Raw genomic sequence first — 25,640 nt, 5'->3', positions numbered from 1 at the left:
CACGCGGTGCCACGCAGGGCTGGGCGGCGGGCCTGGGGACACGCCGCATGTCACGCGATTGGGCGGCGGATGTGGGACACGCGGTGCCACGCAGGGCTGGGCGGCGGGCCTGGGGACACGCCGCATCCCACCCGGCTGGGGCAGTGGACCTGGGATGCGCACCCCAAGGGCGGCAGCGAGCCTGGGACACGCCACACAGGTCACTGGCGGCGCACCGACATCTGCCGCCCCACAGGACTGGCGGCGCACCCAGGTCACGCCTCATACGGCGGATCGCGCGCATTGAGCAGGCGCGCCTCACATGGCTGGATGGCATCTGGACACGTCACTGGCCGATGGGATCGCTCGGCGGCAGAAAGTCGGATGCCGTCGCTCTGCGTGCTCGCCTCCCCGCGTCCGTGGCCATTGACACCCGCCGGCCGCCGCCCGGCCGCCGCCCGGCCCCCGCCCGGCCGCCGCCCGGCCCCCGCCCGGCCCCCGCCCGGCCGCCGCCCGGCCCCCGCCCGGCCGCCGCCCGGCCCCCGCCCGGCCCCCGCCCGGCTCCGCCCCCGAATGCCCGCAGGCGGTCCTGGCAGCGTCTCTCAGGCGCGACCTAGCGTTAGGGGTAGCCAACCAGTCAGGGCCGTATGTGGGCCTGTGTGTGCGCCGTGTGGCCCACCTGTGCCGCCGTGTGATCGCCGGTCCCACGGGTGGGCCTTTTATGGGCCGTCCTACGGCTGGCTCATCCCGGACGTGGGCCTTTGGGCTGTTCTGTGGTCGGCTCTAGTCCGGAGGTGGGGTTTGTGTCCGGTCCCCTCCGCAGTTGGGCCTCTCTGGTGTCGTCGGCTGGGAGCTAGGCAGGAGGGTCGGTGATGTGGACGTCTAGGGTCCAGGGACGGGTGGGGCGTGGGGGAGCCGTCAACTCGACGGTGTAGCCCAGGGTGTCGAGGGTTTTGGCTAGTTCGTCCGGGGACGTGGGGGTGGTGTCCTGGTGGAGAAGGGCGCGGGCGATCTCTCCTCGGGTGGCCTTGGCCATGTGGCTGACGACCTTGCCGTCCCGGAACACCCGTACCGTCACGGAACGCTCGCCCGGCTGCCACGCCCCCGTGTACGTGGCCGACCGGAGGTCCACCACCAGACCGGGGATCCGGTCCAGTTCCTTGGTGATCTGCGGGCGCCAGAAGGCCGCCAGACCCCCGAGCGGAGGGAGGTTGACGCCCATCGAGAGGCGGTACGGCGGAATCCGGTCTGTGATCTTCACCACACCCCAGAGGCCGGAGAAGATCAGCAGCGACTCCTCCGCGCGGCGTCTCGCCTCGGGGTCCAGGGTGTCCAGGCCGAGGTTGTCGTACAGGACGCCGGTGTAGAGGGCGGAGGCCGGGAGCGTGGGGGCCGTCTTCAGGGCCGCGTTCTTCTCCAGTTCGCCCGCCAGGCCGGGGGTCAGGCCCAGCACGTCGAGGGCGTCACGCCGTTTGGAGGCCCGTACGAGTGCGGTGATCACCCGCTTGCGGGTCCGGTCGAGGGTCGGGAAGGACAGCTCCCCGAGGGGCGGGCCGTCCCCTTCCTGGGCCTTGCCCTCGGACGGCGGCAACAACATCAGCACGACCCTCAACCTTACGGCGTCACCGCCGCCGGCAGGGCCGGAGGTCGGCTGAAGGCGCGACTGAGCAGGTCAATTAGGCTGCGCAGGTGAATTTTGACCTACTTGTCCATGAGGCATGGCCCGCCTACGAGCAGCGCGTTCACGAGGGATGGGTGCTGCGTTACGCGGGAGGCGTGACCAAGCGGGCCAACTCGGTGCTGGCCCTGACGATCCCCCAGGACCTGGACGGGGCCATTGAAGCGGCGGAGGAGTTCTACCGGGAGCGTGAGCAGCGTTGCGTCTTCTCGCTGGGGCCGAACGCCGCGCCGGGGCTGGAGGACGAGCTGGCACGCAGGGGTTATGAGCCGGTCGATCCGACGATCATCATGGCCGGCACTTCCCTGTCGGACTTCCTGGACGGCGCCACGGTCGGATACGGCCGGGGCGATTCCCAGGTCAGGATCGAGGGGCGGCCGTGGGCGGGGTGGCTGGAGACGTGGTGGGCCGTGGACGGGCGTTTCACCAGCGAGATCGAGGTCGCCGAGCGCATCTGCACCGGCGTGCCCGCCTGGTACGCGGCGTACGAGGAGGACGGGGTGGCGGTCGCGGTGGGGCGGGGGGTCCCGCAGGGCGACACGCTCGGGATCTACTGCATGGCCACGCTGCCGCAGGCGCGCCGCCGAGGGCTGGCACGCAGGGTGCTGCGAGCCCTGATACGGCATAGCGGGACGAAATCCGCGTATCTGGTCACGACCGCACCCAACCAGGCCGCGCAGGCGCTGTATCGCAGTGAGGGTTTCGAGGCCGCCGGAAGCTATCACTATCGGGTCCGATGACCCCTGACCGCGTCACGCGACCCCCGGAGGTCCGGGGGGAACGGCGGCTTAGGAGTCGGGCACGCCAAACACGCGGGCCCGCGCGTTGGTCGGTGTAGCGCGGACCTCGGACGTTTGATTGATCGCGGAACGGCGACCCCGGGTGTACCGAGGTCGCCGTCACCGGTTGTGCGAATGTGTTATGTCATCACGACCAGCGCCAAGGGTCAGCGCTCGTCGTTGGGGGCGATTGCACGGGTTTCGCTGAGGCGAGCCGACTCGTCCAGGATGTCGGCACCCTTTTCACGCAACGCTGCGATGTGCTGACGCCCATGGTGAGCGCAGAACAACAGCTCCCCACCCACGGGCAGGGTTGCGCGAACATAGGCCTGGGCGCCGCAGCGGTCGCAGCGGTCGAGGGCCGTCAGCGGCTTAACGGGGGCGAGAGCTCCAGTCACGTATCGCCTTTCGGGTCACCCCCGCCGAAGCGAGGATCTGGCGTCAGTCACTTGGAACAACATCTAACCGGACGTGGACGTTCCCAACCGCCGGGTCGCTACGCCCAGAGCAGAATGTGTCCACTGGTAATGATGATCAGGCTGCTGGTAACGGCAAACGTCGCGCCATGGCAAGCTTGTACGCGCGCGTGTGGGAAGAACGGTAGGCTGCGCACAGGTGTTCGATGCCTAGACCAGGGGAGCTGGAGTGACGCTAGTGGAGGCGGGTTACACGGCTCGTCACCTGTCGGTGCTTGAGGGCCTCGAAGCGGTTCGCAAGCGGCCGGGCATGTATATCGGGTCCACCGACAGCCGCGGGCTCATGCACTGCCTCTGGGAGATCGTGGACAACGGCGTCGACGAGGCGCTGGCCGGGCATTGCGACCGCATCGAGGTCGAGCTCCACGCCGACGGCTCCATCGAGGTCCGCGACAACGGGCGCGGCATCCCGGTCGACATCGAGCCGAAGACCGGCCTGGCCGGTGTCGAGCTCGTCTACACCAAGCTGCATGCCGGCGGGAAGTTCGGCGGCGGCTCCTACGGCGCCTCCGGCGGCCTGCACGGCGTCGGCGCCTCCGTGGTCAACGCCCTGTCCGCGCGGGTGGACGTCGAGGTCGACCGCGACGGGCTCGTCCACGAGATCAGCTTCCGGCGCGGCGTCGCCGGCGTCTTCGAGGGCGAAGGCCCCACGGCCAAGTTCAAGAAGAAGTCGGGGCTGCGGATCGGCGGCAAGCTGCCGAAGAGGGTCACCGGCACGCGGGTGCGGTTCTGGGCCGACAAGCAGATCTTCCTGCCGGACGCCGAGGTCTCCCTCGACGAGATCCACGTGCGCCTGCGCCAGACCGCCTTCCTGGTCCCCGGCCTGACCCTGGCTGTGTTCGACAGCAGGCAGGAGGAGCGCGTCGAGGAGGAGTTCCACTTCGACGGCGGCATCTCCGAGTTCACCGAGTTCCTGGCCCGCGACGAGGCCGTGTGCGACGTGCTGCGCCTGCAGGGCATGGGTCACTTCCACGAGACCGTGCCGGTCCTCGACGACCAGGGCCACATGACGCCCACCGAGGTGCAGCGCGAGCTCACCGTGGACGTGGCGGTCCGCTGGGGCAAGGGCTACGAGTCGACCGTGCGCTCGTTCGTCAACGTGATCGCCACCCCCAAGGGCGGCACCCACCTCACCGGGTTCGAGCGCGGCCTGGTCCGCACGATCAACGAGCTGCTGCGCGAGACCCGCCTGCTGAAAAACGGCGACGACCCGGTCAACAAGGAGGACATCTCCGAGGGTCTGACCGGTGTGGTCACGGTGCGGGTGCCGGAGCCGCAGTTCGAGGGCCAGACCAAGGAGGTGCTCGGCACCTCGGCGGCCACCCGCATCGTCTCCCACGTGGTCTCGCGCGAGCTCAAGGAGCTGTTCGCCAACCCGCCGCGTGGCTACAAGCAGCCGCTGCGGGCCGTGCTGGAGAAGATCGTGGCCGCGGCCAAGGCGCGCATCGCGGCCCGCGAGCACCGCGACAACCAGCGGCGCAAGAGCGCGCTGGAAAACTCCGCGCTGCCGGCGAAGCTGGTCGACTGCCGCAGCGATGACGTGGACCGCAGCGAGCTGTTCATCGTCGAGGGTGACTCGGCGCTTGGCACCGCCAAGCTGGCCCGCGACTCCGAGTTCCAGGCCCTGCTGCCGATCCGAGGCAAGATCCTCAACGTGCAGAAGGCGTCCGTGAGCGACATGCTGAAAAACGCCGAGTGCGCCGCCATCATCCAGGTGGTCGGGGCCGGATCGGGGCGTTCGTTCGACATCGAGGCCGCCCGTTACGGCAAGGTCATCCTGATGGCCGACGCAGACGTGGACGGCGCCCACATCCGCTGCCTGCTGCTGACCCTCTTCCACCGCTACATGCGGCCGATGGTGGAGGCGGGGCGCGTCTTCGCCGCCGTGCCGCCGCTGCACCGCATCGAGCTGACCAACCCCGGCCGCGGCAAGGACAAATACATCTACTGCTACTCCGACGCCGAGTTGCACAAGGTGCTGCGCGACCTGGAGCGGCGGGGCAAGCGGTGGAAGGACCCGGTGCAGCGCTACAAGGGTCTGGGTGAGATGGACGCCGACCAGCTCGCCGAGACGACGATGGACCCGAGGCACCGCATCCTGCGCCGGGTCCGCATCGAGGACGCCGAGGGCGCCGAGGGCATCTTCAACCTGCTGATGGGGAGCGACGTGGCGCCCCGCCGCGAATTCATCGTCAACAGCGCGGCCGAGGTCGACCGCGACCACATCGACGCCTGACGACGCGGCTCCCGCCCCGCCGGTGGGCGGGGGGCATGTCGTGTCGGTACGCGGGGTGCGAGCTCGGCAGTGTGCTCGGGCGCATCGGTTCGCGGGTGTGCATCCGGATGTTGTCGGTACGCGGGTGTGCGTCCACGCATTGTCGGTACGGGGGAATACATCCGCGTTTTGGTGGTTCGCGGGCTGTGCGCGCGCAGAGTCGATACAGGGGAGTGCTTCCGCGCGGTTGTGTTGACGCGTGCGGGCCTGTCTGTGGTTCCCCTGCTACGCACGGTGGGATCGCGGCCCGGCGCGCGTGACGTTGCGGCCAGGTCGGGCTGGTGGGCGACAGGGCGTTGCGTGGGAGTGCGCTGAGGGGCCCAGGGGGCGTGTGAGTGCGGTGACAGGGTCAGGCGGTGTGTCAGTGCGGTGACGGGGTCAGGCGGCCTGTGTGCACGTCGTAGATGGCTCCGGCCACCGGGATGCCCTCCGGCAGGAACGGGGTGCTCCTGATGCGGATGAGGTCGTGGCGGAGGGCCTCGCCCTGGTCGGGCACCGTGTGAAACTCCAGGCTGCGGGTGTCCACCCCACGCTCGGCCGTCAGAGCGTGTACGTCCGAGTCCGTCACCTTCGTCATACCGCAGTCCGTGTGGGGCATGACGAGCACCCGGTCCACCCCGAGCACGTAGACGGCCAGCACCAGCGTACGGAGTACGTCGTCCGTCACCCGCGCCCCGGCGTTGCGGAGGATCTTGGCGTCACCCGCCTTCAGCCCCAGCAGTCCCAGCGGGTCGATGCGGGAGTCCATGCAGGTCACGACCGCCAGTCCGCGGGCCGCCCGGCCGGTCAGCCCTGAGCTCCCGAACTTCTTGGCAAACTTCGCGTTGGCGGCGTACAAATCGTCGAACGGGCTCATGGCACAAATGATCCCCTATGACCTATAGCTGGTGGTTTCCGGGGTGGCAACTGTCCGGAGTTGGCAAACGTCCCACTAGAGCGCTTCACTTTGCGTGATGATGTCGTAGCCGTGTGTACGTCATCGAAGAAGGTTCTTGTGAGTAGGTCCGAATCGCTCGCCGAGTATCTCCGCGCCCAGGCCCGGCGCCGCCTCGACCGTGTGGAGTCCAGGGACGACGGCCGCAACGCCAAGTGCGCCCTGGCCCTGCTCGACAGTGCGGTTTACGCGGCCAGCCTCCCCGAGGACGACCCGCTGATCCTCATGCTGGACCAGGCTGGTTGCTTCGGCCCGCTGGGGTGCGAGGGTTTCGATCCGGGAGAGGCCGGTAACCGGCTGATCCGGCACTGGCAGGGCGGCGAGCCACACGAACTGCTGCTCGCCATCCCGGCTGCCATCGCCGCCGCCACTTGACGCCAGCCCGGCAGCTGCCACATGACGCCCGGACCCACCGGGTGCGGCCTGGTCGACGGTGCCGAGTGACGTCGGGAGTTGTGGGGAGCGAGGGGTGGGCACGGGTGGTCAGGGTTTGCGGCCGACGCCGACATACCACCATTCGCTGCCCGCCAGCTCGGTCTCCCAGACCTCGTCCGGGCGCCAGTCGGCCACATGCGTCACGCCGGGGTCGAGCACGTCGAACCCGTCGAACATGCGCGACACCTGCTCATGGCTGCGGTGGATCAGCGGTGCGTCGGCCTTGTCGTACACCTCCCTGGCCGCGACCCCCACCTCCGGATGGGCGTCGTCGGTGAGGTGGGAGAGGATGAGCGCGCTCCCCGGCGCCATGCGCTCGCGGAATTCGGCGACCACCTGCCACGGGTTCTCCGCGTCGGTCAGGCAGTGCAGCACGCCGAGGAACACCACCCCCACCGGCTTGCTGAAGTCGATCAGCTGCTTGGTCTCCGGACTGTCCAGGATGGTCGCGGGATCGCGCACGTCGGCGTGCACGATCGTGATGGTCGAGTCGGTCCCGGCCAGCAGGGCCCGCGCGTGCACGATCACCACGGGGTCGTAGTCCACGTAGACGACGTGCGCCTCCGGGTGCACCTTGCGGGCGACCTCGTGCACGTTGTTCTGGTTCGGCAGGCCGGTGCCCAGGTCGATGAACTGGTCAATGCCCTGGTGGGCCACGTAGCGGACGGCGCGGCCGAGAAAGCGGCGGTTGGCCAGGCAGATCTCCCTGCTGGGCCCCAGGGCCATGATCTTCATGGCGGCCTCACGGTCCGCCGCGAAGTTGTCCTTCCCTCCGAGGTAGAAGTCGTACATGCGCGCCGCATTGGGGATGTTCGGATTGATCCCCTTCGGGACCCGCGAGGGGTTGGTCATCTCGGCCCTTCAGATCAAGCACCGCTGTTGGACCAGATGTTAACGCCCAAGTCCCTCATTTTTTGATCTTTCCTGCTAATCCCGGCGGTGTCTGAGCGCGTAATCAGTGCTCACGGCCGTCAGGATGAGCAGGCCTTCGACGATCGGGCGGTAGGTGGAATTCCAGCCGAGCAGGTTGAAGCCGTTCCCGATGAGCGTCAGGATCAGCACGCCCACCATGCCCCGCCAGACGGCCCCCTGACCGCCCAGGATGCTCGTGCCGCCGATCACGGCCGCGGCGATGGCGGTGAGCTCCAGCAGCGTTCCCATGTCCGCCTGGGCGGAGCCGCCGCGCGCGGCCAGGACCAGGCCGGCCAGCGCCGCGCAGACCCCGCTGACGGCGAACACCGCGACCCGGATCCCGCCCACCCCGATGCCGGACAGCCAGGCCGCCGTGGGATTGCCGCCGACGGCATAGACCCGCCGCCCGAACGTGGTACGCGACAGCAGCACCGTCGCCGCCACGGCCACGACCAGGAGCAGCAGGGACGAGGCCGTGACGCCGCCCAGCACCGTGGGCCAGCTCAGCGACTGGAAGGCGGCCAGCCGCTCCGGGCCCGGGTAGACGATCGCGCCGCCGGTGATCACCAGGGCCAGGCCGCGGTGCACGATGCCGAGCGCCAGCGTGGCGATGAACGAGTGCACCCGTGAGAGCACCACGACCACGCCGTTGAGGGTGCCGAGCAGGCCGCCGGTGACGACGGCGGCGGCGTACCCGGCCGGGACCCCGGCGCGCTCGGTGACGATCACCGCCACGATGGCGCTCACCGCGAGCACCGCGCCGGCCGACAGGTCGAAGACCCCGCAGATCACGCACAGGGTCATGCCGCACGCGAGCAGTCCGACGACGACGGCCTGGTCCAGCAGGTTGACGAGGTTGCCGGTGGTCAGGAACGTGTCCGTGGACAGCGACAGCGCCACCACGAGCACGGCGACCGCCAGCACGATCCCGTAGTCGCGCAGGCGGAGCGTCGTCATTCGTCGTATTCGCCGGTCACCTGGGCGAGCGCTTCCTTGGTCCCCATGGCCTTGCCCGGGTCGACCTCGGTCGCGAGGTTCGTGGTGGGCACCGGCCGGCCGAGCGCCTTGTTCAGGCCCAGCTCGGCGGCCTTGGCACCGAGGGTCTTGACCGGCAGGTAGTACGCGGCGTACCAGCGTCCCTCCTGCACCGCCTTGACGGTCTGCCGGGAGGCGCCGTTGGCGACGTAGAGGATGTCCTTGTCCTTGGCCACCGCCTCGGCGCCCAGGATGGCCTGCGAGGCGCCGATGATCACGTCGATGCCGGGGTCCTTCTGCAGCACGTCCTGCATGGCCTTGCGCCCGCTCTCCTGCGTGTAACCGCCCTCGATCTGGGCCTTGAGCTCCACGCCCGGCGTCGCCCGCAGCACGTCTACGGCCGCCTGGGTGCGGGCGTTGTCCAGCGGCAGCGCCTTCAGACCCTCGAAGTAACCGACCTCGCAGGGGTCCAGCTTCTTGCTCTTGCACGCCTCGACGGCCAGCCTGCCGAGGCCCTCGCCGTTGACCGTGGGCACGTCCACCAGCGTGATCGTGCCTTCGACCTGGGGTTCGGCGGTGTCGTACCGGTTGCCGACCGGGGTGAAATGAACGACGACGGAGATCCCGGCCCGCACGGCCGAGCGGATCGCCGGCACCACGGCCGCGCCGTCGTTGGCCTGCACCACGAACACCTCGAAGCGCTTGGCCGTCACCGCGTCCTGCAACTGCTGGACCTGGGCCTGGGCGTCGAAGTTCGAGTCGAGGAACTCGGCGGTGGCGTTGTTGGCCTTGGCGTGCTCCTCGATCCCGGCGAACGTGGCGGTCGAGAAGGAGTTGGCCTTGGCGAAGCCGAAGAACCCGATGCGCTTCGGTCCGCCGGTGGCCGGGGCCGACGTGGCGCTGCCGGTCGCGGTGGCGGTGCCGGAGTCGGCGGGGTTGACGCAGGCGGTGGTCAGCAGGGCCACCGCCGCCAGAACGGGTAAGGCAGTCCATCGTGCGACCATGACGGTCTCCTTCGGCATCCTCGGGGACTCACGGGGCAGGGTGCCTGTGATCATAGAGAAACCAGGGAGGCCGCGGAGGCACCTCCGGCCGATGGGCGGCCGGAGGGCGGTGTTGTCTCAGGCGGGAGCGTTGCCCGGCTTCCACTTGATGCCGCAGCCGAGCGAGGGGATCTGCTCCTCGGGCACCGGCTCGCCCTCCAGCAGGGCGTCGATGGCCGCGCGCACCGACGAGCCGGTCACCGGTACGGAGTTGCCAGGCCTGGCGCCGTCGAACTCGCCCCGGTAGACGAGCCGCAGCTGCGCGTCGTACAGGAAGAAGTCAGGGGTGCAGGCAGCCCGGTAGGCCTTGGCCACCTCCTGGGTGTCGTCCAGCAGGTACGGGAACGTGAAGCCCGCTCTGTTGGCCTGCTCCGCCAGGTGTGTGGGATCGTCATCCGGGTAGTTCACGGCGTCGTTGCTGCAGATGGCGACGATCGACAATCTGGCGCCGTAGTCGTTGGCGAGGGTACCGATGCCGGCTTCGATGTGCCGTACATAGGGGCAGTGGTTGGACAGGAACACCACGAGGGTGGCGGGTGAGCCCTTGAGGTCTTCCAGCGAGACACTGCCGCCGTTGATGGCGGTCAGGTCGAAGGGAGGCGCGGGAGTCCCCAGTGGAACCATGAACGAGTTGGCAGCCATGGCGTTAATTCTCGTCCCCCGGGCGGGCAGGCAAACGAGCGGAGAGATGAATTGATGGGTGGCATCGCCAAGTTCCGGAGCATCGTGCTCGACACCGCGGATCCGAAGGGGCTGGCCGAGTTCTATGCCAACCTGCTCGGGTGGCCGATCACGTCCGTGGAGGACGACTGGGTCGTGGTCAGCGACGGCGGGTCGCCGATGCGGCTGGCCTTTCAGCTCGCGCCGGACCACCGGCCGCCGACCTGGCCGCACCCCGAGGTGCCCCAGCAGCTCCACCTCGACGTGACCGTGGAGGACATGGACGAGGCGGAGGCACAGGCGATCAAGATGGGGGCGGTCAAGCACGAGCACCAGCCGAGCGAGGAGGACGACTTCCGGGTGTTCCTCGATCCGGCCGGGCATCCGTTCTGCCTCTGCGTGGACTGACCACGACGGTGTGCCGTCCGGGACCGGCCCGCCGCCGGGCCGGTCCCGGACGGGTCAGCCGGCGGACTGGGCCAGTAGGTCCACCGCCTTCCTGAGGTTGCCGGCCGCCAGCTCGTGGTCGGCCGCCGCCTGCAGATCGGGCCGCTTGCCGGCGCGCTGCGCGATGTCCCTGGCCACCGAGACCACCGCGTCGCCGACGGCGTACGCGTCGCTCTTCGAGCGGTCGAGCAGCGACGCCGCCGTGCCGAGGGCGCTCAGGACGGCGCGGGGGTCGCGGGCCGAGCCGTCGGCGTTCCAGTTGCGGTCGTGCAGGGCGGGCGTGAGCGCCGCGGCGGCGGCCTTGGACAGGTTGTCGCCGGCGCCCAGGCCGGCGCCTGCGGCCTTGAGCCGGTCCTGTCCACGGTCGGTACGCAGCCCCCATCCATAGGGGAACAACGGGTCATAGGCCGCGTCGCCCACGTTGATCGGCAGTTGCTCGGCCGAGCGGAACCAGGTGAACGGCAGCCGCCCGGTGTAGGGCACGGCGCCGAACAGCGGGTCGGCCACCCCGTCACCCTCGGTTCCGGGCAGCCAGGAGGCCACCACCGCCTCGACGCCCGACAGGTCGCCGAGCACCATCGGGCGGCCGGACACCACCAGGACCGCGCACTTCATGGCCCCGCAGACCCGTTCGACGGCGGCCCGGTCGGCGGCGGACAGGTCGAGCGTGCGGCCGGCGCGGCCCACGTCGCCCTGGCCCTCGGCGTACGGGGTCTCGCCCACCACCACGACGCCCACGTCATGCCCTGCCAGGCCGGCGGAGGCGTCGCGGGAGTAGGTCACGCCGGCCGCGCGGGAGCGGATGGCCGACAGGATCGTGGTGCCGGGGGTGATCGGCCCCGACGAACCCTGCCAGCTGATCGTCCAGCCGCCTGACTGGTTGCCGATGTCGTCGGCGTTCGAGCCCGCCACGTACACCCTGGCGTCACGGCGCAGCGGCAGCAATCCGTCCGCGTTCTTCAGCAGCACCTGCGACTTGGCCGCGGCCGTGCGGGCGACGGCCCGGTGCGCCGCCGAGCCCACGTCGCCGATGCGGGAGCGGTCGGCATACGGGCGCTCGAACAACCCCAGGCGGAACTTCTGCATCAGGATCCTGGTCACCGCGTCGTCCACCCGCTTCATGGTCACGCGCCCGGCCTCGACCTCGGCCTTGAGGGTGCTCGTGAACGCCGGGTAGGCGTACGGGACCATGATCATGTCGAGCCCGGCGTTGACCGACGTGCGCACGTCGCTCGGGTAGTCGCCGGGGATCTGGTCGATGGCCTGCCAGTCGCTGATCACGAAGCCCTTGAAGCCGAGCCGGCCCTTGAGCACGTTGTTGAGCAGTTCGCCGTGGGCGTGCATCTTGAGCGGGCCGGCGCCGAAATCGACGCTGGAGAACGACGGCATCACGGTGGCGACGCCGCGCTTGACCGCCTCCGTGAACGGCGCCAGGTGGATCGCCTCCAGCTCCTCGCGGCTGGTCCTGGTGATGCCCTGGTCGATGGTGAAGTCGCCGTTGGTGGAGGAGCCGTACGCGGTGCCGCCGTCGCCGACGTAGTGCTTGGCGGTGGCCAGCACGCCGTTCTGCTGCAGCCCGTCGATGATCGTGGCCATCCGGGTCACCAGTGCCGGGTCCTCGCCGAACGACTCGTACGCCCGCCCCCAGCGGTCGTCGCGCGACACGCACAGGCACGGCGCGAAGTCCCACGGGATGCCGGTGGCCTTGACCTCCCTGGCGGTGATCTTGCCTTGCTGCTCGACCAGCGCGGGGTCGCGGGTGGCGCCCATCCCGACGTTGTGCGGGAAGATCGTCGCGCCGGCCACGTTGTTGTGGCCGTGCACCGCGTCCACGCCGTAGATCAGCGGCACCTGCAGCCGCGTCCGCTGGGCCTGGAGCTGGAAGGCGTCGACCATGTCGGCCCACGCCCGCGGCGTGTTCTGGGCGGGCGCGGAGCCGCCGCCGGACAGGAGGGAGCCGAGCAGGTACGTGGCGACGTCGCTCTGCTTGGCCAGCGCGCCGCGCTCGGCCTGCGTCATCTGGCCGGCCTTCTCCTCCAGCGTCATCCTGCGCAGGAGGTCGGCGACGCGCTTCTTGACCGGCAGGCGGGCGTTCAGGTAGCGGAAGCCGTGGGCGTTGATCACGATGGCCGGCGCCTCGGCCGGTGGCCTGGTGCCCGTGCCCGACAGCTCGATCGGGATGGTCTCGGCGACCTCGTTCTGCCCGTCCTGGTTTGTCCTGACGGTGAACGCCTTGCTGGCGCCGGACGCCGTACCCGCCGGGAACGTCAGCGTGCCCTGGGCGGCCGTGTAGTCCGCGCCCGGGGTGGCGGTGCCGGTGCCGGTGCGGTAGTCCACGGCCAGGTCGGTGGAGAGCGGGGCGCCGGTGGCGGTGATGATCGTGACCCTGACCTCGGCCCGGCCCTGCTCGTCCACCGGGTAGACGGGCGCGTCGGTGGACAGCCGCACGGGTCTCGGCGGAGCCGTGCCGTAGACCTGGACCTCGTCCCACACCAGGGTGCCGGTGGCGGTGGGCAGGCGCATCGCGTAGCCCCACATGACGTCCAGGTCGAGCGCGCCGTCGGTGGGAGCGCCGCCGGGCTGGTGGTCGGTGCGCCGGGTGAAACTGGAGAACGGCACCCGCACCTGCCGCCAGCCCGCCGTGTCATCGGTGAACGACGACTCGAACAGCTCCGCCGACCCCGCTCCGCCGCCCCCGTCCTTGACCTCGAAGAAGATCCGCTGACCGGAGCCGCTGCCGTTCACCCAGAAGGAGAACCCCTCGTAGGGGGACCAGTCCTGGGGCACGGTCAGGTCGTGGGACCAGCCGCCCCACTGGCCGACGGCGTAGACGGACTTGAGCGCCCGGTTGGCGGGGGGAGCGCCCGGCCTGTCGGTGGCGGGCTCCGTGGTGAGGACGGGAGTGGAGGCCGCGTCGTTGCCCCAGGCGTAGACGCCGGCGGGCACGCCGTCCGACTGGAAGTCGGTGATCGTGAGCGGCTCGCCGGCGGCCGTGGCGGGCGGGGCGACGACGAGCGAGGTCATCAGTGCGGCGAGGGCGGCCCACATGGGGGGTCTCGATCGGAACACGGTACCTCCAGTCGGAAGAGAGCGCTCTCCCAGGTGTGATCGGCCGTACCGCACCTTTCATAACAGCCCGTGCAACCACCGCTCCCCCGCGCAACCAATCCCCTCCTTAAAACCTCCCCCTCCTACAGTAAAGCCCCTACCAAGTGGGAAAACCCCTCCATCCAGTACGGCAGAGCCAAGCAGGCCGCCACCCGCCGCACGTGGCAAGGGCCTCCAGGAAAACGGCCATGACGATCCAGATCCATGGCCACGCGACCTCCTGGCAGACGGACACCACGCGTACCGGCGGACGGCCATCGAGTGAGCACCTCATGGCCTTCGAAGGGCTTCAAGCTGAGGCCGTCATGATCGCTGACTTCGACACTCGCCGTACGGCCAGGGCGATCAGGGCCACAAGGCCATCCTCCGGGCCTCCCGGCATCGGGCTTACAGCTCTGCGCAGCTTGGTAGAGCCTGCGGGCTACGCTGTCGTCCGCGGCACCTGACTCCCGGTGCCCTTATCTCAGCCCGATCGTTATCCAGGGCCGCCAAGCGGATTAGCTGGTCAGCCGCTTAGGCGTGTGGGCTGGCCGCGACGACGCGTGGAGGAGGTCAGCCGCGACATGATCACAGTGCGCGGCCGACACGCGAGGGTGTTTCAGATGCCGGTGACCGTTCTCAGCCCAGGAGCCCCAGGTTTCGGGCTTTTCCCAGCCCGTCAGTTGTCGGCCATTGCCACCCAACCGCCAAGATCAGCCTTCACGTTGGCAGTCCCTCGCTCGGGCTTTCGTTCGACACCAGTTGAGGGCGACGGTTCCTGCGCTGGCCGCGAAGAGTGTCGCGGCCAGGAGCATGGTGCCGCCGGTTCCGAAGGTCCCGGCCAGGGCGGCGAGGGCGGCGGCGCAGAGGATTTCGCCGGTGTACTCGGCCTGCGCCAGGAAGGAATGGGTGGTGGCCCGGATGTCGCTGGCGGTGCGACGGTTGACCCAGATGGTGGTGACGGTTCGCACCAGGGGCATGGCGATGCCGTTCGCGGTGATCACCACGGCGACCACGAGGGGGAGGTTCGACGCCAAGCCGAGGAGGACGAGGCTGACCAGCCCGGTAAGACAGGAAAGGGCCAGGAAGGTGCGGGCCCCGGCATCGGAGTCGAGCCGGCACTGGGCGGCGGCGAGGGCGAGGGCCGCGGTGGCGTAGACGGCCAGATTGATCGCGGTGAACCAGGCCATGCCGGAGGTTCCTGGAGGCAGGCCGAGGTCGGCGAGGTGTACCGGGTAGATCCGGCCGAACGTGTCGGCCGCGCCGTTCACCAGGACGGTGACGACGACCAGCATGAGGACGGTGCGATCGGTGACCGCCAGGCGTGCGCCTCGGCGGGCGATACCGAGTGCGGCCTTGAGGTGGTTCTTGCGGACGCGGACGGGAAGGCCGCGGTGAACCACGTGCCCAGCAGGAGCATCAAGACTCCCGCGCAGACGATCGATGTCGGGCGGTCCACGATGGCCGCGAAGACGCCGAACGCGACGATCCCTGCCCCTGCCCCGATCATCTGCCATCGGGCCTGAGCGGCGATCAGGAGGTGCATGCGGTCGGGCCGGTCAATCGCGTCGGTCGCCCAGGCAACGTCCGATCCGCTGGTGAAGGTCCAGGAGATGCCCCACAGCATCTGGGCCAGCATCAGCAGGACGAAGCCGGGGAACAGGCCGGTGACTGCCATGGCGGTGGCCATCAGGACGTGCGACGCGACGATCGCCTTCTTGCGACCAACGGTGTCGGCCACAACCCCGGCCGGGACCTCGAAGAGGATGCTGGCCACCCCCTGCGCGGCGGCGATGAGCAGCAGTTGCGCAGGGGACAGGCCCGCATCGATAGCCATATAGAGGCTGGTGACGAGCCACCAGCCGTGGTGCAGCACTGCCCGCAGGAAATTCCAGACCAGGAAACGGCGGGCGAGGACGCGGGGTCCAGGGTGCGGGTGCTCGGAGAAGGCGTCAAGTCCTGCGGGCGTGGGCGGATTCGAACGGCTCATGGCTCCTCGTGTGCAGGTCAGCGGTGGCTTCTGGGCACACGAGTCCGCGCATGATTCGTCCCGTCCCTCTCACTGGATCGAACACGACTGTTCGCCGAGATACTGCTGAGGTCGACTGCGTGCTGTCAACGTAATTTGGCGCAGCGCGACTCGCGCTCGGCCGCCATCGTGCCCGATCGCTGTCCGTCTACCTGGAGTTCCTATGTCCCCCACCGGGAGGCACCTGGCCATCTACCAGGCATGATGTGTCCGCCTACCAGGTTCCACATGACCGCTAACAGCAGCTCCAAGGCCGCGCCCGTCGCCGGCCGACCTAGCCTCAACGGCTGTCCTTCGGATGCCTTCGGCGGCTCGGGCCGGCAACGGGGGCTCTCGCCGTAGTGCTTGGACGGCACCGCTAGGGGATTGCCCCCGCGATGCCGCCTCCCTGATCAGGCGTCAGAGGTCATCGTGAACCGTCTCGGGATGCACGAGGAGCCCCACCCCCGTCTCATGCGCCCAGCCGCACCGCGCCCCGAGCGGTCAGCTCGACATCGTTTACGTGGACAGCATGGGAGGTGATCTCTTCCTCGAAGAGGAGACCGAGCTGATCAGGCATGACCTGACATTTGAACACCTTCGCGCCGTGACGTTGAGCCCCACCGACACCACTGCACTACTGAGATCCCTGAGCGAAGGGGACTGAAAGGAGTTGCTATGCAGCAGTCTGATACTGACCTCCCGTGGCGCAAAGGCAGCTGTAGCGGCAACATGTCGACGTACACCTCTGCGTGAATCCCCCCGTGCTGACGGTTCGGTGTACCTGGCATAGTGGCCCCGTGCAGGCAGAGGTGAAGGACTGGCCTGAGCCGGTATGGACATGCTGGAACCACTGGATCGCGGTCCCGACCGGTGACCAGGCGGGCATCATGGACGTTCTCGGCCTGTCCTCGCCCAGGCCGATCACGTTCGCCGAGGCCAGAGAAGTGATCGACGCCGATGGACACGGCGACCCCGATGATTTTCGTCACCTGTCACGGGTTTTCGTCACTCCCGAAGTAGATGGCTGGACCCTGGTCATCGGAGCCTGGTGCGATCCCTGTGACCGCGCGCGTCAGGAGGATGTGCTCCGGTTGTGCGAGGCGCTCAGCGCCTGCTACGGAGGGGCCCAGGCTTACTATTACGGCGCGCAAGGAGACGGATCGGCATGGCTGGTGGCCGAGCACGGCCGCGTCATTCGCCGGTATGCGGCGACCGGCGAACCCGAGGACGAACTGCTGACCCTCGGCGAATCACTGCCCCAGGAACAAGCCAAGTGCCTGGAACTGGGGCTGCCAGCCGACGGAGACCTGCGGAGCGCGGGCGATGAACAGATCGAGGCGTGGAAGTGGGCCGCTTTCGATCTAGCCCCTGAGATCGCCGCCTCCTACGGCGTCAGCCCGTTCACGTTGACGCAGGAGACCAGGGTGCAGGGAACGGGTGTGCTCGCGTTGACGCCGACCGGTGAGGTCAGCCGGTGGCGGTGATGTGGATGTCGACGGTGGCCAGCCGGTTCTTGAGCCGGTAGCTGGGGCCGTTGATCGCCAGGACCTCGCAGTGGTGCAGGAGCCGATCCCGCAGGAGTGTTCCAGGAAAACGCCCTCTGGTCCGCACAGGGCGGGCCGCCGTAACGTGCGCCTCCTGAACCGCCTTGGTGGAGCCACGGCCACCGCCTGGGCGACGGCTCACGGAGGTGAAGCGGATGGCGTCCCACGAGGCGGACTGGGCGGTGTCACAGTGTCCGCCAGGGTGGTGTCGCGGAGAGCGCATGGGTGGTGTCTCACGAGGGGGCGGGCCGGGCATTGCCTTACGAGACGAGCCGGGCGTCCACCAGACCGCCTGGGCCTGCGACTGCGGCGAGACCGTCTGGAGACGCCTCCGGCACGTCGGCGCAGCGCGCTGGAGACAACCCCGCACGCCCACAGTCCTGCCCGCCGGCACGCCGACATTCCTGCGCGCCCGCACACCTACAGCCCTGCGCGCCTACACGCTCGCAACTCCGCACGCTCGCAGCCCCGCAGGCTCGCAGCCCCGCAGGGCCGGGCCACCGCAGTCCCGCGTGCGCGGGACCCGCGCGCTCCCGAAGTAGCGCCTGTGAGCATCGCAGTCCACGTGGTTTCCGGTCCACTGTGCGCCGGGCCTCGCTCCCGTGAAGTGGCCCCCGGGACCACCACCCACTCCCCGCCCCGAGTCCCAGCACGCCGGGAAACTCGAGCGCGCCGAGAGCCGTAGCCGTTGGGGAGCCGTAGCCCGCTGGGAGTCGCAGTGCGCGAAGAGCCGTAGCCCGCGAAGAGCCGTAGCCCGTGGGGAGTCGTGGCCTGCCAAGAGTCGTGGCCCGCCAGGAGCCGTAGTCCGTGGGGAGTCGTGGCCTGGCAAGAGTCGTCGCCCGTAGGGGGTCGCAGCCCGCGAGGAGCTGTGACCCCCTGGGGAGTCGTGGGCCCTTGGGAGGTGGGCCGTTGGGGGGGTTATTCCTCCTCGTCGTCCTCGTCTGGCTCGGAGCCGGTGGTGGAGGTGGACGTGGTGGGCAAGGAGGTGGGGTCTGAGGCGATGGCGCCGCCGATGGCGCCGATCGTGTGGGTGAGGCGGACGCCGGAGCCGTCTCTGCGGCCCAGCTCCTCCGGCAGTGGCACCGGCTTGCCCACCGCCGAGACCGCCTTGGCCGGGGCCGGGCCGGCCCAGGCCAGCAGGAGCTCGTCCTCGCCCTTCAGGAACCGCTGGGCCCGCACCCCGCCCGTGGCCCGCCCCTTGGCGGGGAAGTCCGCGTAGTCGGCCACCTTGCCGCCCCCCACCTGCGTGCCGGGCAGTGCCGTGGAGGAGCCCGCTATCGTGACCACCTGCGCGGGGCGATCGGGGTCGACGACGCCGAACCAGATCACCCTGGACCCGTCGTCCAGCCGGATGCCCGCCATGCCGCCCGCCGGACGGCCCTGCGGGCGCACCAGGGAGGCCGGGAAACGCAGCAACTGGGCGTCGGAGGAGATGAACACCAGGTCGTGAGCCTCGGACACCAGCTCCACGGCGCCCACCACGTGGTCGCCGTCCTTGAGCGCGATCACCTCGAAGTCGTCGCGGTTGGCCGGATAGTCCGGCACCACCCGCTTGACCACTCCCTGCGCCGTGCCCAGGGCCAGGCCGGGGCCGTCGGGATCGAGGGAGCCGAGGCCGACGACCTTCTCGTCGGGCTGCAGCGAGACGTATTCGGAGACCGGGTGGCCGCCCGACAACGACGGCGGGTTGGCCGCGGGCGGCAGCGTCGGCAGGTCCACCACCTGGACCCGGATCAACCGGCCCAGTGACGTCACGACGCCGACCTCACCGCGTACGGAGGTCCGTACGACCGACACCAGCACGTCGTGCGCCGCGCGATCGCCCTCGCCCGGCAGCGGCGTGGCGTCGGCGGTGCGGGCCAGCAGGCCGGTCGAGGACAGCAGCGCCAGGCACGGGTCGTCGGCCACCTGGAGCGAGATCGCCGCGGTGCGGGTGACGCCCGGGGCCTCCAGCAGGACAGTACGGCGGGGCGTGGCGTATTTCTTGGCCACGTCGGAGAGCTCGCCGGAGACCACCTGCCGCAGCTTGGTCTCCGAGGAGAGGATCTCGGAGAGCGCGGCGATCTCCTCGGTCAGCGTCTGCTTCTCGCGGTCGAGCTCCAGCTTGTCGTAGCGGGTCAGGCGGCGCAGCGGCGTGTCGAGGATGTAGGAGGCCTGGATCTCGCTCAGCGAGAACACGTCCATCAACCGCGTCCGCGCCTGCGACGAGTCGTCGGAGGAGCGGATGACCTGGATGACCTCGTCGATGTTCAGCAGGGCGATGACGAGGCCGTCGACCAGGTGGAGGCGTTCTTCGCGCTTGCGGCGACGGAACTCCGTCCTGCGGCGCACGACTTCGAGCCGGTGGTCCACGTAGACCTGGAGCATCTCGCGCAGGCCCAGCGTGCGGGGCTCGCCGTCGACCAGGGCGACGTTGTTGATGCCGAAGGTCTCCTCCATCGGCGTCAGCCGGTAGAGCTCCTCCAGGACGGCCTCGGGGATGAAGCCGTTTTTGATCTCGATGACCAGGCGCAGGCCCTTGTGCCGGTCGGTGAGGTCCTTGAGGTCGGCGATGCCCTGCAGCTTTTTGCTGGTGACCAGCTCCCGGATCTTGGTGACGACGCGCTCGGGGCCGACGTTGTAGGGGAGCTCGGTGACGACGATGCCCTTGCGGCGCGGGGTGATCTGCTCGACCGCGCACTTGGCCCGCATGCGGAACGTGCCGCGCCCGCTCTCGTAGGCGTCCCTGACCCCCTGCAGCCCGATGATCGAGCCGCCGGTCGGCAGGTCGGGACCCGGCACGAACCGCATCAGCTCGTCGAGCGTCGCGTCCGGCTTCTTGATCAGGTGGCGGGCGGCGGCCACGACCTCGGCGAGGTTGTGCGGGGCCATGTTGGTGGCCATGCCGACCGCGATCCCGCTCGTGCCGTTGACCAGCAGGTTGGGGAAGGCCGACGGCATGACCGCGGGTTCGGTCTCCTGGCCGTCGTAGTTGGGCTTGAAGTCGACGGTGTCCTCGTCGAGCGACTCGACCATGAGCATCGCCGCCGGGGCCAGCCTGGCCTCGGTGTAACGCATGGCGGCGGGCAGGTCGTCGGGCGAGCCGAAGTTGCCGTGGCCGTCCACGAGGGGCAGGCGCATGGAGAACGGCTGCGCCAGGCGGACGAGGGCGTCGTAGATCGCGGAGTCGCCGTGCGGGTGGAGCTTGCCCATGACGTCGCCGACGACGCGCGAGCACTTGACGTGCCCGCGGTCGGGGCGCAGGCCCATCTCGCTCATCGAGTAGAGGATGCGCCGCTGCACCGGCTTGAGTCCGTCACGAGCGTCGGGCAGGGCGCGCTGGTAGATAACCGAGTAGGCGTACTCGAGGTAACTCGTGCGCATTTCCGAGGAGACGTCGATGTCGACGATCCGCTCCTCGAAATCCTCAGGCGGGGGTGCAGTCGTGCGTCGGGCCATCTTGTGCTGCGCGGCTGCCTCGGCCGTCGCGCCGAGGGGAAGCGCATCCTCCTTCTGTCCTTGTGCTGTAACCGTAGCCGTCAGCCCGCTGGAGCAGCGTCAGATCGGCCTGTGGGGTGTCAACGTATCCCGTCCCGGTCGCGACTCGGTGACGGCCAGAGGAGCACGGCCACGCGACCGGTATGGGTGCCGACGTCTTCGCCCCCTGGAGATGATGGCACGAGCCAGGTCTCCAGTGATGTATCCGGAGCGTTCCTTCCGCCTTGGCGGGCGCGAGTGAGGTAAGCCCGTGGCCGTCGTCGCGAACCTCCAGCAAGGCGAGGCCGGTCGCCGCGCGGGCACGGGACGGGTCCTGCCGGGCACGCGGCACGGAGTCGTCAAGGGCACCTCCCACGCCGATGACTGGGCTGGTCACGCAGGATTTGGCCGACTCGGCCCGGTGACCCGGGAGAGCATGGCGTCGAACATCCTGCCGAGGCAAGAGGATACCCGATCCTCGCCGCTTCTCGCATATCTGTTCGATAGGCGGGCTCCGTGTCGACCGGAGGGCGATTCGTTGACCAAGCAATTGCTTGGGTGTTACGTTCGGGACACTGCGGTCACCCCCCTCTTGTCCGGAGGCGTCATGATCGAGTTCCATCCCGTGACCAAGCACATCGGCGCCGAGGTCACCGGGGTCGATCTGCGCAAGCCGCTGGCCCAGGAAGAGGTCGAGATCCTGCGGGCGGGCTGGCTCAGGCACCTCGTGCTGTTCTTCCGCGAAACGGGGATCGACGACGAGCAGCACCTGCAGTTCGCCCTGAACTTCGGCACGCTCAACCACCCCGCCTTCAAGCGGGACTCCGGCAGCCCGATCCACGTACTCGACCAGACGTCGCCCAAGGGGGAGGGCGCGGACGAATGGCACAGCGACAACACCTTCGAACCGACCCCGCCGATGGGATCCCTGCTGCGCTGCGTCCAGTTGCCCACTGTGGGCGGGGACACGTGCTGGGCGAACACGTACCTGGCTTATGAGACGCTCTCGCCGTCGATGCAGCGGCTGTGCGACGAACTGACGGCCACGCACGACATCACGATGTCGATGAAGAAGGCGATCGCGAAGGGGCACCCGTTCGATCTGGCCGAGATCCAGGCGAAGTGGCCGCCGGTGGAACGTCCGGTGGTGCGCGTACACGCCGAGACCGGCCGCAAGGCCCTCTTCGTCAACCGCGCCTCCACGACCCGCCTCGTGGGGCTGACCGATCGGGAGAACGAGGCGCTGCTGCCGCTCCTCACGGATCACATCAGGTCGCCGGAGTTCCAGCTGAGGCTGAGGTGGCGCCCGGGCACCCTCGCCTTCTGGGACAACCGCCCCACCCAGCACTACGCGGTCGCCGACTACACCGAACGCCGCCGCATGCACCGCGTCACCATCAACGCCTTCCCCGAGCACGCCGACAAGACCTGAAAACCCCATCCGGTACGGCGGAGCCAACGGCACCGCCACCCGCCGCACCCGGCGGGCGGCCTCCAGGAAAACGCCCTCTGACCCGCACGGGGCGGGGCGCCGTGACGTGCGCGAACTGGGCCCCCTGGGTGGTGCTTCCATGCCCGCCGGGAAAGCTGGTGACCAGCTTGACCGACGACGACCCCGACGACGACCCCGACGACGACCCCGATGGTGACCACGATGGCGACCACGTGTGCGCCGCCCCCGTACGACCGGAGGTTGCGCGCGGGGGCACGGGAAGCTGGTAACAAGGAGGGCATGATTGATGCCCCCGATGCGGCGATGCTGCGCGAAGAGGCCGAGGAGAAGCTGCGGGCGCTGGCCGGCGACCACGCGCGGCTCCGTGACGACCAGTGGGCCGCGATAGAGGCGCTCGTCGTGGACCGGCGCAGGGTGCTCGTCGTCCAGCGCACCGGGTGGGGCAAGTCGGCCGTCTACTTCGTGGCCACCGCCCTCCTGCGCGAGCTGGGCGAGGGCCCCACGGTCATCGTCTCGCCGCTGCTGGCGCTCATGCGCAACCAGATCGCCGCCGCCGAGCGCGCCGGCATCAACGCCGTCACGATCAACTCCGCCAACCCCGAGGCGTGGGAGGAGGTCTACGGACAGGTCGCCGACGGGCTGGTCGACGTGCTGCTGGTCAGCCCCGAACGGCTCAACAACCCCGACTTCCGCGACAACGTCCTGCCCGAGCTGGCCGAGAGCGCCGGGCTGGTGGTGGTCGACGAGGCTCACTGCATCTCCGACTGGGGCCACGACTTCAGGCCCGACTACCGCAGGCTGGCCACGATGTTCGCGGAGCTGCCGCCGGGCATCCCCGTGCTGGCCACCACCGCCACCGCCAACGCCCGCGTCACCCGCGACGTGGCCGAGCAGATGCGCCTGCCCGAGGAGCTGCGGCCCGAGGGCGAGGACACGCTCGTCCTGCGCGGCCCGTTGGAGCGCGACAGCCTGCACCTCAGCGTCGTCCGCCTCCCGTCGGCGGAGCAGCGGCTGGCCTGGCTCGCCCGGACGCTGCGCGAGCTGCCCGGCTCCGGCATCGTCTATACCCTCACCGTGGCCGCCGCCCACGAGATCGCCGGTTACCTGCGCGAACAGGGCCTGGAAGTGGCCTCCTACTCCGGGCAGACCGAGCCGGCCGAGCGGCTGGCGGCCGAGGAGGCGCTGCTCAACAACAAGCTCAAGGCGCTGGTCGCGACGAGCGCGCTCGGGATGGGGTTCGACAAGCCGGACCTCGGGTTCGTGGTGCACGTGGGCGCGCCCCAGTCGCCGGTGGCCTACTACCAGCAGGTCGGCAGGGCCGGGCGTGGGGTGGAGCGGGCCGAGGTGATCCTGCTGCCCGGCGTGGAGGACCGCGAGATCTGGGCGTATTTCGCCTCGCTGGCGTTCCCGCCCGAACCCGTCGTACGCGCCACCCTCCAGACCCTCGAAGCGGGCGGCGTCATGTCCACCCCCGCCCTGGAGGCCGCCGTCGACCTGAGCCGCAGCCGCCTGGAGATGATGCTCAAGGTCCTCGACGTGGACGGCGCGGTCCGGCGGGTCAAGGGCGGCTGGGAGGCCACCGGGGAGCCGTGGTCGTACGACACCGACCGTTACGCCCGCATCGCCGCCGAGCGCAAGAGCGAGCAGCAGGCCATGCTCGGCTACCTGACGACGTCCGAGTGCCGCGAGCAGTACCTGCGCAGGCACCTCGACGACGAGTCCGCCGCCCCGTGCGGCCGCTGCGACAACTGCACCGGCGACCACCGCTCCCCGGAGATCGGCGCGCAGGCCGTCGAGACCGCCCGCGAACGCCTGAGCCGCCCCGGCGTCGAGATCGAGGCCCGCAAGCAGTGGCCGACCGGCCTGGCCGACCTGTCAGGGCGGATCAAGCCCGAGCTCGGCGCGGAGCCGGGCAGGGCGCTCGGGCGGCTGACCGACATCGGGTGGGGCAACCGGCTGCGCGAGCTGTTCAACGGGCCGGACGGGCCGCTGCCCGACGACCTGTTCAAGGCCGTGGTGCAGGTGCTGTCGTCCTGGGAGTGGGCCTCCCGCCCGGTCGCCGTGGTCAACGTGCCGTCCGCGACGCGGCCCCTGCTGGTACGCGGGTTCGCCGAACGGCTGGCGCAGGTCGGGCGGCTTTCCTACCTGGGGGAGCTGGGCTATCGGGCGGGCTCGCCCGGGCAGCAGTTCAACAGCGCCAAGCGGGTGCGGGCGATCAGGGGCACGCTGGCCATGCCCAGGGAGCTGGGCGCCTCGATCGGGAGCTGCGGCGGCCCGGTGCTGCTCGTGGACGACCAGGTCGACACGGGGTGGACGATGACGCTGGCGGCGGCCCTGGTCCGCCACGCGGGCGCCCCGGCCGTCCTGCCCCTGGCCCTGGCGATCACGTCCTGAGCGGCTCGCTCGGCGAGCCGCTGGTCCACCGGGGCCGCATGCCCGCGGCACCCGGTGCTCCGAACGGCTAGAACGGCGGGCGCGCGCCCAGGTGCATGATCGCCTTGGCCGCCAGCCGGCACCCCGAGGACAGCGCCTCCGCCGGAGGCTTGCCCGCCAGCCACGCCGGCAGGAACCCGGCCGAGAACGCGTCACCGGCCCCCGTGCCGTCCACGATCTTGTCGACCGGCTCGGCGGCCACGTGCACCGAGTCGGGGCGGCCGTTGGAGTACCACAACGCGCCCTCGCCGGCCATCTTGATCACGACCTGCGGGAACCACGCCGTCAGCACCTTGGCGGCGGCCTCGGCGTCATCGCGGCCGGTCAGCACCTTGGCCTGGTCGGTGTTGGCGAACAGCAGCCGGGCGTCGCTCGTCCACTCCAGGAACGGCTCGGCACCCGTGCGCTCCAGCGGCGCGGATGAGGCGCAGTCGACCGAGATCGACATGTTGGCGCGGCGGGCCATGTCGAGCGCGGCGAGCCCGGCGTCCCGCGAACCCTCGTTGATCAGCGTGTAGCCCGACAGGTGCAGGTGCGTGCCCGGCGCGAACAGGTCACGCGGCAGGTCCTCCGGCGACAGCGCCGCGTTGGCACCCGGGTCGGACAGCATGGTGCGCTCGCCCTTGTGCGTCACGAGCACCACGCAGGTGCCGGTCGGGCGCTCGGGATCCATGACGAGCCGGGCGTCCACGCCGTAGCCCATCAGCTCCATGTCGCGGTTTCGCCCCGTGATGTCGGCGCCCCTGCGGCCGATGAAGGCCACTTCGGCACCCTCGACGGCAAGCCACGAGGCGACATTCGCTCCCGAACCACCGCCGTGCATGGTCACGATCGCCGGGGTGTCGCTCGCCCTGGCAAGCGCATAACGGGCGCGCGCAACGGCGTCGGTCATGAGATCACCCACCACGACGACCCGCGTCATGATGCCACCACCTTGCATCCTTCTGAACGAGCCTGGCCACGGCAAAACTAACAGCTTCCGGGCTGCCCGTGGGGCGGACCCCCGACACCGGACTGCAGTCGATGCACAAGCGTTGCCCAAAAAGCGTACTGGTCTTGGCAT

The 25,640-nt window shown here is 69.8% G+C and carries 22 protein-coding genes; 9 read left to right on the top strand and 13 right to left on the bottom strand.

Annotated features, from left to right (window positions below):
• Nucleotides 1-832: 832 nt before the first annotated feature.
• Nucleotides 833-1,582, bottom strand: a complete 750-nt coding sequence (locus BLS95_RS34480; RefSeq protein WP_090941282.1) for a YaaA family protein — start codon at nucleotides 1,580-1,582, stop codon at nucleotides 833-835.
• Between the two features lie 86 nt (nucleotides 1,583-1,668).
• Between BLS95_RS34480 and BLS95_RS34475 the strand changes: the two genes are divergently transcribed.
• The gene (locus tag BLS95_RS34475) at nucleotides 1,669-2,397 is read left to right on the top strand and encodes a GNAT family N-acetyltransferase (RefSeq protein ID WP_090941279.1); all 729 of its coding nucleotides are present in this window, start codon (nucleotides 1,669-1,671) and stop codon (nucleotides 2,395-2,397) included.
• A gap of 206 nt (nucleotides 2,398-2,603) precedes the next feature.
• Here the strand turns inward: BLS95_RS34475 and BLS95_RS58275 are convergent, their stop codons facing one another.
• Nucleotides 2,604-2,834, bottom strand: coding sequence for a DUF7455 domain-containing protein (locus BLS95_RS58275; RefSeq protein ID WP_090941276.1), 231 nt, complete (start codon nucleotides 2,832-2,834; stop codon nucleotides 2,604-2,606).
• A 247-nt stretch (nucleotides 2,835-3,081) separates the two neighbouring features.
• Between BLS95_RS58275 and BLS95_RS34465 the strand changes: the two genes are divergently transcribed.
• Nucleotides 3,082-5,148 carry a DNA gyrase/topoisomerase IV subunit B gene (locus BLS95_RS34465; RefSeq protein ID WP_090941273.1) on the top strand — a complete coding sequence of 689 codons (2,067 nt, stop codon included), beginning with the start codon at nucleotides 3,082-3,084 and terminating at the stop codon, nucleotides 5,146-5,148.
• 400 nt (nucleotides 5,149-5,548) lie between these two features.
• On the opposite strand, the gene BLS95_RS34460 is transcribed toward BLS95_RS34465, so the two are convergent.
• Nucleotides 5,549-6,043, bottom strand: coding sequence for a beta-class carbonic anhydrase (locus BLS95_RS34460; RefSeq protein WP_090941270.1), 495 nt, complete (start codon nucleotides 6,041-6,043; stop codon nucleotides 5,549-5,551).
• Between the two features lie 138 nt (nucleotides 6,044-6,181).
• Here BLS95_RS34460 and BLS95_RS34455 point away from each other — a divergent pair, with 138 nt between their 5' ends.
• Nucleotides 6,182-6,496, top strand: coding sequence for a hypothetical protein (locus tag BLS95_RS34455; protein ID WP_090941267.1), 315 nt, complete (start codon nucleotides 6,182-6,184; stop codon nucleotides 6,494-6,496).
• Nucleotides 6,497-6,604: 108 nt separating this feature from the next.
• Here BLS95_RS34455 and BLS95_RS34450 read toward each other — a convergent pair whose 3' ends face one another.
• From BLS95_RS34450 to BLS95_RS34435, 4 genes are all read right to left on the bottom strand, one after another.
• Entirely contained in the window at nucleotides 6,605-7,408 is an 804-nt protein-coding gene (locus BLS95_RS34450) for an SAM-dependent methyltransferase (protein ID WP_090941264.1), read from the bottom strand.
• A gap of 75 nt (nucleotides 7,409-7,483) precedes the next feature.
• Entirely contained in the window at nucleotides 7,484-8,425 is a 942-nt protein-coding gene (locus tag BLS95_RS34445) for an ABC transporter permease (protein ID WP_090941261.1), read from the bottom strand.
• Complete coding sequence (locus BLS95_RS34440; RefSeq protein WP_090941570.1) at nucleotides 8,422-9,447, bottom strand: sugar ABC transporter substrate-binding protein; 1,026 nt, start codon at nucleotides 9,445-9,447, stop codon at nucleotides 8,422-8,424. Before BLS95_RS34440 ends, BLS95_RS34445 begins: the two co-directional genes overlap by 4 nt.
• A 117-nt stretch (nucleotides 9,448-9,564) precedes the next feature.
• A complete protein-coding gene (locus BLS95_RS34435) occupies nucleotides 9,565-10,128 on the bottom strand; it encodes a thioredoxin family protein (protein WP_090941259.1) in 564 nt (187 codons plus the stop codon).
• A 54-nt stretch (nucleotides 10,129-10,182) separates the two neighbouring features.
• Between BLS95_RS34435 and BLS95_RS34430 the strand changes: the two genes are divergently transcribed.
• Nucleotides 10,183-10,554 (top strand): VOC family protein, encoded by a 372-nt coding sequence (locus tag BLS95_RS34430; RefSeq protein ID WP_090941257.1) that lies wholly within the window; start codon nucleotides 10,183-10,185, stop codon nucleotides 10,552-10,554.
• A 54-nt stretch (nucleotides 10,555-10,608) separates the two neighbouring features.
• On the opposite strand, the gene BLS95_RS34425 is transcribed toward BLS95_RS34430, so the two are convergent.
• From BLS95_RS34425 to BLS95_RS34410, 3 genes are all read right to left on the bottom strand, one after another.
• Nucleotides 10,609-13,641 carry a glycoside hydrolase family 3 N-terminal domain-containing protein gene (locus BLS95_RS34425; RefSeq protein WP_090941254.1) on the bottom strand — a complete coding sequence of 1,011 codons (3,033 nt, stop codon included), beginning with the start codon at nucleotides 13,639-13,641 and terminating at the stop codon, nucleotides 10,609-10,611.
• 752 nt (nucleotides 13,642-14,393) lie between these two features.
• On the bottom strand, nucleotides 14,394-14,975 hold the full coding sequence (locus BLS95_RS34415; RefSeq protein WP_090941247.1) for a hypothetical protein: 582 nt from the start codon (nucleotides 14,973-14,975) through the stop codon (nucleotides 14,394-14,396).
• Complete coding sequence (locus tag BLS95_RS34410; protein ID WP_176993533.1) at nucleotides 14,948-15,556, bottom strand: MFS transporter; 609 nt, start codon at nucleotides 15,554-15,556, stop codon at nucleotides 14,948-14,950. Before BLS95_RS34410 ends, BLS95_RS34415 begins: the two co-directional genes overlap by 28 nt.
• Nucleotides 15,557-16,220: 664 nt before the next feature.
• Between BLS95_RS34410 and BLS95_RS59920 the strand changes: the two genes are divergently transcribed.
• Together BLS95_RS59920 and BLS95_RS34405 are read left to right on the top strand one after the other, a co-directional pair.
• Nucleotides 16,221-16,355, top strand: coding sequence for a hypothetical protein (locus tag BLS95_RS59920; RefSeq protein WP_425434765.1), 135 nt, complete (start codon nucleotides 16,221-16,223; stop codon nucleotides 16,353-16,355).
• A 133-nt stretch (nucleotides 16,356-16,488) separates the two neighbouring features.
• Nucleotides 16,489-17,175 (top strand): hypothetical protein, encoded by a 687-nt coding sequence (locus tag BLS95_RS34405; RefSeq protein WP_218136122.1) that lies wholly within the window; start codon nucleotides 16,489-16,491, stop codon nucleotides 17,173-17,175.
• Here BLS95_RS34405 and BLS95_RS56045 read toward each other — a convergent pair.
• Together BLS95_RS56045 and BLS95_RS34400 are read right to left on the bottom strand one after the other, a co-directional pair.
• The gene (locus BLS95_RS56045) at nucleotides 17,159-17,302 is read right to left on the bottom strand and encodes an ATP-binding protein (RefSeq protein ID WP_176993532.1); all 144 of its coding nucleotides are present in this window, start codon (nucleotides 17,300-17,302) and stop codon (nucleotides 17,159-17,161) included. The two genes, BLS95_RS34405 and BLS95_RS56045, sit on opposite strands and share 17 nt — an antisense overlap.
• 851 nt (nucleotides 17,303-18,153) lie before the next feature.
• The gene (locus BLS95_RS34400) at nucleotides 18,154-20,673 is read right to left on the bottom strand and encodes a DNA gyrase/topoisomerase IV subunit A (RefSeq protein ID WP_090941239.1); all 2,520 of its coding nucleotides are present in this window, start codon (nucleotides 20,671-20,673) and stop codon (nucleotides 18,154-18,156) included.
• A gap of 625 nt (nucleotides 20,674-21,298) precedes the next feature.
• On the opposite strand from BLS95_RS34400, the gene BLS95_RS34395 reads away from it, so the two are divergent.
• The 3 genes from BLS95_RS34395 to BLS95_RS34390 all read left to right on the top strand — a co-directional run bounded on the left by BLS95_RS34395 (nucleotide 21,299) and on the right by BLS95_RS34390 (nucleotide 24,538).
• A complete protein-coding gene (locus tag BLS95_RS34395; protein WP_090941236.1) occupies nucleotides 21,299-22,123 on the top strand; it encodes a TauD/TfdA dioxygenase family protein in 825 nt (274 codons plus the stop codon).
• 158 nt (nucleotides 22,124-22,281) lie between these two features.
• The gene (locus BLS95_RS59200) at nucleotides 22,282-22,413 is read left to right on the top strand and encodes a hypothetical protein (protein ID WP_281250062.1); all 132 of its coding nucleotides are present in this window, start codon (nucleotides 22,282-22,284) and stop codon (nucleotides 22,411-22,413) included.
• A gap of 10 nt (nucleotides 22,414-22,423) precedes the next feature.
• Nucleotides 22,424-24,538, top strand: coding sequence for a RecQ family ATP-dependent DNA helicase (locus BLS95_RS34390; protein WP_245765464.1), 2,115 nt, complete (start codon nucleotides 22,424-22,426; stop codon nucleotides 24,536-24,538).
• A gap of 67 nt (nucleotides 24,539-24,605) precedes the next feature.
• Here the strand turns inward: BLS95_RS34390 and BLS95_RS34385 are convergent, their stop codons facing one another.
• Nucleotides 24,606-25,499, bottom strand: a complete 894-nt coding sequence (locus BLS95_RS34385) for a carbohydrate kinase family protein (RefSeq protein WP_090941230.1) — start codon at nucleotides 25,497-25,499, stop codon at nucleotides 24,606-24,608.
• Between the last annotated feature and the right edge of the window lie 141 nt (nucleotides 25,500-25,640).

It is taken from the genome of Nonomuraea jiangxiensis, assembly GCF_900099965.1.
GTDB lineage: Bacteria > Actinomycetota > Actinomycetes > Streptosporangiales > Streptosporangiaceae > Nonomuraea > Nonomuraea jiangxiensis.
Note: the sequence above shows the minus strand (reverse complement) of the source record. Positions and strands in the feature narration are given on the sequence as shown.